This is a genomic window from Candidatus Poribacteria bacterium, assembly GCA_021295715.1.
In the GTDB taxonomy this organism is placed as follows: Bacteria; Poribacteria; WGA-4E; order WGA-4E; family WGA-3G; genus WGA-3G.
On sequence record JAGWBV010000002.1, the window covers coordinates 114,193 to 124,496 of the forward strand.

The following is a 10,304-nucleotide window of genomic DNA, read 5'->3' on the forward strand; positions in this document are numbered from 1 at the left end:
AGTCAGTCGTCAGCAATCAGCAGTCAGAAAGAAGGTGCTACTTTGTCAGGAACCTTTTACCGATAGCTGAAAGCCGAAAGCCGACGGCTACTAAAAAAGGAGAAATACGATGCAATGGAATCTAAGGAAACTACTTGTTGTTGCTGTGGGATTGGCGGTGTTATACGCGCCAGTAATACACGCTCAAAACGCAGCGACTCCGCAACCTGGTATGCAAACATTGCGTTGGAAAAATGGTGATGTCCTTCCCGGCAACCTACTGAAAAGCGCGTCTGGCGTGTTCCACTGGTCATCACCCTATTTTTCGGACGATCTGGCTGTTGATATTGGTGTATTGGATTCGGTTGCTTTCCCAAGGCAGTCTGCACCTGCAACGGAGGCTTTTCGCGTTGGCACTGTATCGGGGGATATCTGGATCGCGAATATCGTTGATTCGGACGAGGATACCTTTCTCTTTTCCAGTGAGCGACACGGTCGGTTTCGAGTGAATCGTGAGGCGATCTATACCCTTGAACGTCAGGCGCACCCGAATCTTATCTTCGACGGTTCCCAAATGACGAATTGGCAGAAGCCACGCGATCAGGATCATCGTGATGGTGGACTTCCGCAGGAATTACCTAAACCGGATGCGAATCAGCCCATATTGCTGTTCGGTGGAAATGCCCTTCCAGATTGGTACGCGGATCGCGGCGGTCATCCACGAACGGATAAAGTCAAGGCAAAAATCTTCTATGCACTTGACTGGCCCCAGCGTTTTGAGATAGACTTGGAGTTAGCATCAGCGGCGCGTCCTCCGGGTTTTGTTTTCGCACTTGGTAAAAATCTATACGAGGCATTGCGGTTAGAAACTTGGGTTAACGAACTCGTCGTCGTCCAAGGCACTCTGTTCGAGCCGGTATTGACGATTCAGCCGGATCGGCGAAACTTTCGTTTACGTCTTGCCTATAATGGAGATACAGGTGTACTGGAAGTCTTTGATTTTGCGGGCAATTTGCTCCTGAAATTGGACGAGGTGGGACAGACGGTTAAGGAAGCTGGGGTCTACATTTACAACCGAGGTCAGAATCTGACGGTGCGACGGTTAAGGGTCTACCGGCAGCCCATTGGCTCTACGAAGCAGCAAATCGATGTTTCCAAATCCCGGATCCACATGATGAATGGACAAGTCGTTTATGGCAAATTGTTCGTAGAGAAAGAAATTACTTATGTTCTTGATGACGACGGAAATCGGTATGACCTCGATATCCAACAAATTGACCGCGTTGTCCAACCGGGTGCTGCCTTAGTTGAAATGGAGCAACCCGTTGCATTGACATATCCCGACGGTGCGGTTTTGGGCGGCAAAATTGCACAGGTGAACCCAGATAGTGTATTGTTACAGACTGCGTTCTCAAATGAACCGATAGAATGCGTGTTTGAGGGTGCTTCACTGCTTCGGGTGGAAGTAGGAGCGACCTCCAGTTCACGATTTCCACAGAATCATGGGCAAATTGAAGACGAGGATAGATTATTTCATCCGTCAGGGAATCTCCGTGGTCGTGTTCACTTCGATATGGAAGATGGATCGTTTATCCGTTGGAAACCTGTCGGTGCGTTGAAGGCAGTGCGACTGGCGAACATTCGGCAAGCCTACATAGAACGCAACAATAGGCGCGCATCGAAGATGTATCCCTTTGACACGTCCCAGTTCCGTCATATATTGCATCTGAAAAGCGGTGAGATCATTCCGTGTCAAATCTCGTCATACGACGAAAAGACCGTCGGTTTCCAGTCTCCTTTTACCAGCGCACACTTGGTTGATTCGGCAGACGTGAAAGCACTTGAATTCTCTGGTAGAACACATGCGAACTATATCGACAGGGCACATTCGACAAACAACAAACCTTCCTATACCGTTTTGGGGCATGGAAAAGGAAACCGATTCAATAATCACGTAATCCATAGAATCGAGGTCAAAGGAGATGGTAACTTAGAGGGATTTCTGGAAGGTGGCAAGATAGATGTGGAAGATGGCGAAATCATACTCATGGTAGATGGCAAGAAAATAAACATTCGTCCTGACCAGAATATGGCAGAAGTGATCTTTGATGATGGCGTATCTAAAAATTACAAGTTAGACGTGAAATTGGAGCGTGCGTTAACCATTCCGCGTTTCAGCCGTGACACCCCACCGAATCATATCTTGGTGGCAGAGAACGGTGATATGAAACGGGGCAAGCTGCTCAGCTTCGATGGAGAAACGATTCAATTTGATTCTAAGCTACGTCAGTTTTCCGTTCCTATAGACCGTGTAGCGCGGGTGGTCGAAGTCAGCAGAGAAGCGGTCAGCCATCAGCAATCGGCAGCCAGTAAAGAGAGCGTTAATCGACCGAAAGCCTCTTATGCTGAGAACCAGAAGTCAATAGCCACTCAATCTGAGGTCTCTATGAGGTTAACCGATGGCTCAATTCTGATGTTTGAACCGCTTGAAATCAGAGATGATACATTGTTGGGACGTTCGTCAATTTACGGAGAAATAACAGTTCCGATCGAGAGTATTCAGCAGCTCTATCTCGGAGACACGACAGCGTCGTTTGAGGCAGCCTTCGCCGCGTGGGTGGTCCGTCCGGCGAAAGAGCCGGTGTTCAGCGACGAACCGTAATCCATTACAAGGATGCCAAAGAACAGAGCCTGCAACAATACGCAGAAATACTTTCTTCGCATTGGATTTTAGCGTTTGCAAAAACACGCAGGCGGGTCTACGTAAAGGCACTTCAAAATCTCAATTTCACCTGACCGAACCGCAAGGAATAATTAAAAAATGAGCGTGAGAGCAATTCTGATCGGTTTGGCACTCGTCATTATACAAACAGCAATTACCCCCTATAACGACTACTACCTCCAAGGGACAGATATTGCCGGAAATCATTTCCCTTTGGGGACAGTGTTCACACTGATTTTTCTCACCTTAGTCGTCAATCCCATTCTGAAAAAAGTATTTCCCCGAGCAGTGCTAAGTCCAGGCGAATTGATGATCGTCTGGGTGATGATGGTCATCAGTTCAGCGATTCCATCGAAAGGAATGGTCGGGTACTTACTACCCTATTTGGCGGCACCGGTCTATTTTGCTACACCTGAGAATGAGTGGGCAGAAACGCTGCATCCGCATTTCCGCGAATGGTTAATTGTGTGGGATGAACATGCCGTTACGGATTTCTATGAGGGAGAATCAATTGTTCCTTGGGTACTTTGGGCAAAACCGCTTGTTGTTTGGACGGTTTTCATCCTACTGTTCTATGCGCTGACGATCTGCGTATCGGTTGTGTTAAGGAAACAGTGGGTTGAACGCGAGAGGTTCATCTTTCCGCTCGTTACTGTGCCTGTAGAGATGGTTCAGCAAACCTCAATGCACGCCGGACTGAACAGTTTGTTCAGGAATCGGCTCGTGTGGGTAGGGTTTGGAATCGCCGCCTTTTTTCATCTACTTAATGGATTACACGAGTATTTCCCCGCACTCCCGCGAATTCCGAATCGGTATGATTTGTATACCCCATTCACAGAGCGTCCGTGGATTGTGATGGGTTGGTGGCCCCAATTTCGGTTCTTTCTCTACTTCTCGGTTATCGGGATAACCTACTTTCTCGCAATGGAAGTGTCTTTCAGTTGCTGGTTTTTTTTCCTATTCTTCAAGTTACAGTACATCATCATCAACGCCTTTGCTATCCCTATCAGTCCGTGGATCTCTGCAAGAGGACAGACAATGGCTGCCTATGTGGTCATGGTTCTTGCCTTTCTGCTTAATAGTCGGACTCATATCACGGATCTCTTGAGGAGAACGTTTCTGGAGTCCACTTCATCTACAACGATCGACGATTCAGACGAGGTATTACCGTATAGATGGGCGGTGCTGGGAACAATTCTTAGTTTTCTGTTGCTTGCGGGTCTCTGCGTCTATGCTGGGATGTCATTTTGGGTCGCCTGTAGCATTATTGCGCTGTTCCTGATTGCTTCTACCGCGCTGTCATGGATGGTCGTCAACGGTGGAATGCTACTGATCCAAGCACCGATGTACCCTGTGGAATACTTTGAGATTATTACGGGTTCAAGAATTATTAACGCAAATAGCTTAGCACTCTTGGGATTTCAGCGGGTAATGATGCGCGACTGGGGCGGTATTTTGATGCCGAGCGTTTTGCACGGCTTCAAAGCGGCGGATCCGGTCGGATTAAATCGAAGAAGTATCCTTGGGGCAATGGTGCTCTCGATTGCTGTTGCTATCGGTGTTTCCTATGTTGCATCGCTGCCGTTGATTTATGAAAAAGGCGGCTTAAATCTGCAGAGAGGTCCCTTCGTCGGATCACCGAGATACTTTAATCATATCGTCTCACTGATTCAGTATCCGAAAGACGCGAAATTGGGGGAAGCGTACAGCATGCTCTTGGGAACCGGAATCACTACCTTTCTCTTGATTATGCAGCGTCAATTTATGTGGTGGCAACTTCACCCGATTGGATATGTGATGGGCGCGGTGTATTCCTCCTATTTCCTCTGGTCCTGTATATGTATTGGCTGGTTTTTGAAGTATCTGGCACTGAAATCGGGTGGGATCGGATCCTATAGAAGGCTTCGACCGCTGTTTATGGGATTGGTTATCGGCGAGTTTGGTATTGTAGGGGTTTGGATGATAATCGGAATGTTTACGGGTGTGAATTACCAAGGTGCCTTACCCGGATAATTTTCCCCTACTCGTTTCTTGAGCGTCTGTGTAAACCCTTATACCCAACGCTCGTTAAAAATACAAGGTCCTCAAGGATTTTCGTTCAGATCGCTAAGGAGGTAAATTATGAAGTTGATGTTTCCTAAAGGAATCATAAAACTGTTCTGTTTACAGAAGTGTTTTTTGGCAGTATTGGCAGGCCTTTTCACCGTATTGGCAAATCAGACTCCCGCGGATGTTATGAAGATCGCCTTCACCTCAACCAGAAATGGTAATTCTGAAATCTATGTGATGAATACCGATGGAACAAATCCGGTCAGACTCACTAAAAATCCGGCATCAGACAGTGGGCCCACTTGGTCTCCAGACGGTAAGCGCATTGCTTTTACCTCGAACCCAAAAGGCGTCTACGATATCTATGCGATAAATGCTGATGGGACAAACCGCATCAATCTCACACGAAATTCGTCAGGCGACTTTGGTGCTGATTGGTCTCCGGATGGGACGCAAATCGTCTATGGTTCAAACCGAGGGAACGAAGAGATCTATATCATGCGCGCAGATGGTAGCAAGCCTACGAATATCTCACGGCATGTAAAAGCCGACCGCCACCCAGATTGGTCTCCGGATGGAACACGAATTGCCTTCACCTCAGACCGAGATGGTGATCGTGAGATCTATGTGATAGGCGTTGGTGGAGGCAGACCTATTCAACTGACGAAAAACTTGGAACCATGGGACAGGGCTGCTGCCTGGTCTCCAGATGGCAAGCGAATTGCCTTCACTTCAGGCAGAGATGGTGATTTTGAAATCTATGTGATGGATGCCGATGGTTCCGATACCATTCAACTAACGCATAACCTATTCGCATTTGATGATCATGCTGCCTGGTCTCCAGATGGGACAAAAATCGCCTTCAGTTCTGACCGAGATGGTGAGGATGACATCTATGTGATGAATGACGACGGCTCCAACCCTGTCAATCTCACTCAAAATCTGGCTGGCAGTAATAGGAGTCCCGCTTGGCAGCCGCTACCGTTAGCGGTTTCGCCGCAAGAAAAGTTGGTGACGCTGTGGGGAAACCTCAAAAGCAAGCAGAAACCGTATTAGTGGCGAGATGTTTGCTTGGGTGTTTCCGCCAAGAGCCCTCGGCAGCGAAGAAGCGGTGTATACTTCAAAATACACCCGTCGCTGAAATTTAGGCGATGCCAAAATGGTCAGACCCCGGCATGAGATATTCTCTGGCAACGTCTGCGTTGATTTCGATACCCAGTCCCGGCTGCTCTGGCACCACAAATGCGCTATCCTGCATGAGGGGCTCGTTGGTAATTGCGAGATCCCATCGCCATTCAACTTGATCGGCATGATATGGAAGTTCCATAACGATGAAGTTCCGCACGGCGGCACAAACATGTGCTGTCGCTGTCATTCCGATTGGCGACGTGATGTTGTGTGCAGCAAATGGGATGTAATAGAGGTCTGCGAGATCCGCAATTTTCTTCGCCTCAAGCATTCCGCCTGTTCCAGACACATCAACATGTAGCATATCACACGCTTGGGCCTGAATCAACTCTCGGAAACCGTCTCGTCGGAACAGGAATTCACCGGTACAGATCGGAATGGAGGTCGCGGAACTCACCTTCGCCATCGCTTCAACGTTATCATTCGGCACTGGATCCTCCAAGAACATTAAATCGAACGGTTCTAAGCGTTCGGCAAGTTTCATCGCCGAATGGGTGCTGAATAGGCTGTGACAGTCAATACTGATGTCGATTCCATCGCCAGCAGCCTCCCGTGCAGCGGCGACCAAAGATGTCATTTTCTGTAATTCCGCTGTGCTGAGTTCCCGATTGACCGTATCCTGCTTGAGTTCGTTTGCGGAGTTATCGATGTCAAATTTGATTGCTTGGTAGCCGTCTGCAACGCCTTCTTTGGCGCGTTGTGCCCAGCCTTCAGGTGTGTTCCCTTTTCCGTGTCCGACATCGGCATAGAGTCGGATACGATCCCGATATTTTCCACCTAATAGCTGATAGACCGGCACGCCCAGGCTTTTCCCAAGTATATCCCACAATGCTGTCTCTATTCCACCGATAGCCGATAAACCCATTGCGTATCGGTTGCTCGCTGCACCAATCATTCGGTGGTAGAGGGGTTCTATGTTTCTTGGATCCGCGCCGATAAGTATCTTTTTGAATTGCAGGATAATTTCAGCGATTCCTGCGCCAGGATGCGCCTCACCTATCCCCGTCAATCCGTCATCGGTTTTAATCTGGACGTAGTTCCACTGTTTGTAGCCTTTTAACGTCATCGCTTTTACATCAGTAATTTTCATATCTATTCCTTTCTGTGTATGAAATCGGCTGAAAGAATCAATAGGTGCTGTAATCCGAAGCAATGTGGTGTTATTTACGCTTCAAGAGATTGTCCAAAGGTGTATATTCACCCTCTTGAGGTAATTCCGAAACAACAGCGCGCCCCTTCCGTTTGAAGAGTTTGTATGCCTTTGCATTCGGAGCAGAGGTAATCACGCGGTAATGATTTCCAACAATCTCAATCGCAGCGTTATTGTCGCAGGCAATTCCGATACCACCGCGTTTTTCAATCATCTTCGAGAAGGCATCTTCCCGCTTCTCGCTGTGGTAATGCGGGCAATACGTAGCATTGATGAATCCCAATCCACCCACACGGATATAGTCCCAAGCTACGTTGTCCGAGAAGGAGCGAGAATCACTGCAACCGTATCTGAACCAGCAAATCGCGCCTGCGCTGAGACCTGACAGGACAATACCACGAGACGCGGCTTCTGCTAAAACAGTATTCAATCCCAATCGTCTCCATATTTTCATCATCCTATAGGTATTTCCACCACCGACATAAACGAGATCTGACTCCAACACCAATGCTGACATCTTCTCAAATGTTGGAGGATTTTGGATTAGATTGAGGGTGCGTGTTTGGCAACCGAAGTGCTCACCGTAACACGTCTCAAAGGTATCCGCATACCCAGCAGGGTCGCCACTGGCAGTTGGAATAAAGAGTGCCTTTGGTCGTGTTTTACCGGTCAATTCGATGATGCGTTTGTCGATATCGGCGGTTTCCAGTAATTTAAGTTCTCCACCACCGATTGCGACAATCTTACGTGTTGTGTTCACTCAATTATCTCCGAAACTGCCGATGCGTGTTGATGAGAAAAATTACAATTATGTTGCGCCTGTTAAGTATTCATGATAGCATATCCTTTGAGATTGTGCAACAGCGACGGAAGGTTTTTAATTATACCTTGCGGTTAGAGAGCGTGACGTTGAGCTTTGAGGTATCTTTTTGAAATCCGCTCTCCATTTCATTACGAGCTATGCGTTGAGTGATATAAGGAGATTAACTAATGGCAGATCAGGAAATTAAGACCGCTTATGAACGTGATGGTTATGTGGTGGTCAGAGACCTTATTGATGATAGGGATTTAGAACCCATTCGAGATTTCATCAAGGCAAAGGTTGATGCGCATAGCCGTGAGCTGTATAGTGAAGGGAAACTATCGTCGCGCTATGAAAACGAATCCTTTGTGCGGCGTTATGCAGCGATCTGCGAAGAGTTGGATATAGTGCCTCGTAACTGGTCTTTCGGTATGTATGGACGTGAGTTTTACGATCTCTACAACCTCCCCGGTGTTCTTAACGTGCTTCGTCTTCTCTTGGGTCCTGAAGTCTCGAATATCGGCACGCCTGCGTTACGAACGAAACTCCCCGGAAGCGTGATTACCTCATTCCCGTGGCACCAAGACAGTCAATATCTCGATCAGTCAACTATCGGGAAAAAAGAGAAGCACACGGGTGGTCTTCACATGGTTACGGTATGGGTGCCGCTGGTGGAAGCGACGGTCGAAAATGGGTGTTGTTGGGTCATTCCGGGGAGTCACCGTTGGGGTTTGCTGGACGGTGCGCGCGGAGCAGACTCAAACGTCCGAATGGAGGAAGACGTTGAAGCGCGTGGAACACCAACGCCTATCCCTCTGAAACCCGGTGGTGCGTTGTTCATGTCGAACCTTTGCGTGCATACCAGTAAAGTGAACACAACGCGGAAATCCCGTTGGAGTATCGACTTCCGCTACTTTCCGACACCTGATCGGGCAGACATGACTGCCGGAGCACGCGAAGCCGCCGAATTTGTGAAAAACAAAGCACTGAAGGGACGAAGAGTGCCGCTTGTCGTGATTTCCGAAGGCGACAAACCGACGTGGGAGGAGTGGGACGCAGCGCATCGTAAATTGGATTGAATGAATCCCTACTCTTCATAATGCTCTGGATTTTTTATGAGTCTACTATGAAGTCGCTTGTATGAAGCAGTTATCTTTTTATCTCACAGATGAATTGCTTAGTCTTGTATCAAAAAAGAATATTTTGACCAAGCCAGCCATGGCTGGAGGAAAATAAAAAGGCATTGACTGACTTGCCAATGCCTTTCTGTGACGAGATTATAACCTAAATCTATCTATAGGCAACGCTTCATCTAAAAATAGGCATGTATACCCATTCCTACAAAAACACCCGCGAGACCTTTAGATTGTGAGGCGGTTTTTTCCCTACCAAATCCTTGCCCGACTTCCACGTTCAAACCGAGCGGAATACCGCCGAGTGAGAACACAAGTTCACCTCCAAAAGCGAGTCCACCGCCTAACGTCGTGGTAAGAACATCCTGTTCCTCTTTATATTGCCACCCTCCTTCTAAGGTGAAATAGAGTCGTGATGTATGCCACCTGCCTTGGTGCTCAAATATAGCGTATGAGATGCCACCTCCGAACATGTGGTCGCTATCCTGATCCTTGAGAATAAAACGTCCAACGGTTTGAAAGTATATGGGGGCGAGCCCGGTGTAGCGAAAACTAATTCCACCAAATTCAGAGGTAGCCCCCTGAAGTCCGATACCAAATGTCGAGTCACTCGTGAGGAATTTGTCTTGCTGCACACCGTTTTGAGCAGGGTCGTTTTTCCCGATAAGGATATAGGTCAGACAGAAAATTGTGCGTGTCATTGTTTTACTCCTTTTTGTTTATTGAGCGACCAGTAGTGTCACCCGATGTGGTTCGGTATCGGAAATCCAGTATTTGTGGAATAGGTTTCGTTTTTTCATTTTTGTTCTCCGTTCGGATTTTCAATAAATTAATACGGGTAAATAAATCAACAGTGTTAACCTACAGACAAAAATATAACCGATGGATTTATCGGGCAATCATCAATCTCACACGATTCGGTTCAGTTCCCGCAGGCAGTTTCTGGGCTCCGTGAGCGTCTCGTAGCGTGAAAGGGTAATGCATAAGGATATCCTGTATCCCGTCCTTGTTGAGGTCAACGATCCACGTGTATTCCTCGTCGTTGGGAATGGCGACCTTCACTTGCTGAGGTTGCCGGGCAAATATTTCTGGTCCCGGTACGCCGACGAAAACAACCATAATCCGCGGGTGATCGGCGATGAGGAGATCCGAGTAGCCATCGCCAGTAACATCCCCGATGTGTAAGGTTGTATTGAACGCTCGCGGGTAACTCTGCTGAGTTTTCCGACGCTCGTGTGTCGCGCCTCGAAGCACAACATCCAGTGGCACCCATCCCGGCTC

The 10,304-nt window shown here is 47.9% G+C and carries 8 protein-coding genes; 4 read left to right on the top strand and 4 right to left on the bottom strand.

Features of this window, described 5'->3' with window-relative positions; genetic code table 11:
* Positions 1-109: 109 nt before the first annotated feature.
* The 3 genes from J4G07_00900 (at position 110) to J4G07_00910 (ending at position 5,806) form a co-directional block, all read left to right on the top strand.
* Complete coding sequence (locus tag J4G07_00900) at positions 110-2,641, top strand: hypothetical protein (protein MCE2412537.1); 2,532 nt, start codon at positions 110-112, stop codon at positions 2,639-2,641.
* Between the two features lie 159 nt (positions 2,642-2,800).
* Complete coding sequence (locus tag J4G07_00905; protein ID MCE2412538.1) at positions 2,801-4,714, top strand: hypothetical protein; 1,914 nt, start codon at positions 2,801-2,803, stop codon at positions 4,712-4,714.
* 108 nt (positions 4,715-4,822) lie between these two features.
* The gene (locus J4G07_00910) at positions 4,823-5,806 is read left to right on the top strand and encodes a PD40 domain-containing protein (protein MCE2412539.1); all 984 of its coding nucleotides are present in this window, start codon (positions 4,823-4,825) and stop codon (positions 5,804-5,806) included.
* A gap of 88 nt (positions 5,807-5,894) precedes the next feature.
* On the opposite strand, the gene J4G07_00915 is transcribed toward J4G07_00910, so the two are convergent.
* Positions 5,895-7,028 (bottom strand): mandelate racemase/muconate lactonizing enzyme family protein, encoded by a 1,134-nt coding sequence (locus J4G07_00915; protein MCE2412540.1) that lies wholly within the window; start codon positions 7,026-7,028, stop codon positions 5,895-5,897.
* 70 nt (positions 7,029-7,098) lie between these two features.
* On the bottom strand, positions 7,099-7,848 hold the full coding sequence (locus tag J4G07_00920; protein MCE2412541.1) for a Type 1 glutamine amidotransferase-like domain-containing protein: 750 nt from the start codon (positions 7,846-7,848) through the stop codon (positions 7,099-7,101).
* A gap of 230 nt (positions 7,849-8,078) precedes the next feature.
* On the opposite strand from J4G07_00920, the gene J4G07_00925 reads away from it, so the two are divergent.
* On the top strand, positions 8,079-8,969 hold the full coding sequence (locus J4G07_00925) for a phytanoyl-CoA dioxygenase family protein (protein ID MCE2412542.1): 891 nt from the start codon (positions 8,079-8,081) through the stop codon (positions 8,967-8,969).
* Positions 8,970-9,202: 233 nt separating this feature from the next.
* Here the strand turns inward: J4G07_00925 and J4G07_00930 are convergent, their stop codons facing one another.
* Together J4G07_00930 and J4G07_00935 are read right to left on the bottom strand one after the other, a co-directional pair.
* Positions 9,203-9,724 carry a hypothetical protein gene (locus tag J4G07_00930; GenBank protein MCE2412543.1) on the bottom strand — a complete coding sequence of 174 codons (522 nt, stop codon included), beginning with the start codon at positions 9,722-9,724 and terminating at the stop codon, positions 9,203-9,205.
* Between the two features lie 187 nt (positions 9,725-9,911).
* The coding region (locus tag J4G07_00935) for an FG-GAP repeat protein (GenBank protein MCE2412544.1) at positions 9,912-10,304 on the bottom strand (393 nt) is incomplete at its 5' end.

Coding starts and splice junctions, on each gene's coding strand:
- J4G07_00900 (MCE2412537.1), top strand. CDS start 110: ATGCAATGGAATCTAAGGAAACTACTTGTTGTTGCTGTGGGATTGGCG.
- J4G07_00905 (MCE2412538.1), top strand. CDS start 2,801: ATGAGCGTGAGAGCAATTCTGATCGGTTTGGCACTCGTCATTATACAA.
- J4G07_00910 (MCE2412539.1), top strand. CDS start 4,823: ATGAAGTTGATGTTTCCTAAAGGAATCATAAAACTGTTCTGTTTACAG.
- J4G07_00915 (MCE2412540.1), bottom strand. CDS start 7,028: ATGAAAATTACTGATGTAAAAGCGATGACGTTAAAAGGCTACAAACAG.
- J4G07_00925 (MCE2412542.1), top strand. CDS start 8,079: ATGGCAGATCAGGAAATTAAGACCGCTTATGAACGTGATGGTTATGTG.
- J4G07_00930 (MCE2412543.1), bottom strand. CDS start 9,724: ATGACACGCACAATTTTCTGTCTGACCTATATCCTTATCGGGAAAAAC.